1 protein-coding gene is annotated in these 633 nt (G+C 67.1%); it reads right to left on the bottom strand.

Translation table 11 applies throughout. The features are described from left to right. Positions 1-633: amidohydrolase family protein (locus AC1DF3_RS37055; RefSeq protein ID WP_478142821.1), on the bottom strand; the 633-nt coding region annotated here is incomplete at both ends.

Raw genomic sequence — 633 nt, 5'->3', positions numbered from 1 at the left:
CTTGGCGAACCTGCCTGCCACGATGACATTCTCGATGTCCGAGGTCTCGGCGTACATGACGACGATGTGGGCGGCATTGCCGCCCGGCAGCGCGGGGAAGATGTTCATGCCGCGGCAGTCGAACATCACGAGGTCGGCCTGCTTGCCGGGGGTGATGGAGCCGGTCTTCTTGTCCAGGCCGAAGGCCTTGGCGCCGCCCATGGTGGCCCAGTAGAGGGCGTCCCGGGTCAGGGTGGAGTGTTGCGTCCTGGCCGGCCAGGCGCCCTCGTGCCAGAGGCTGCGGTTGTCGAGCTCGCGCTGGTGCAGGAAGGCATGGCGGGTGACCGCCAGCATGGAGCTGTTGAAGTAGGGGTCGCAGTCGGTGCCCAGTGATGGCATGGCGCCGTGCTTGACCAGGCGGCCGAGCATGGCGGGCTGCTCGTAGTTGAGCATCTCGGTGAGGTTGGTGGCGGTGATGGTGCAGCCGGCGTCCAGGACGATCTTGAGTTCGGTGTCGTCGAAGCAGTTGCCGTGCCCGATGTTGTGGTGAGGCCCGAGCAGGCCCTCGGCGGCCAGCCGGGGGTAGCCGTCCTCGACCACGCGCTTGCCCTTGCGGCCATAGGTGTGGGCGGAGTTGATGAGGCCGAACTCGCG

Source organism: Variovorax sp. 10N432 (assembly GCF_056394465.1).
This window is presented reverse-complemented; position numbering and strand designations above follow the sequence as displayed.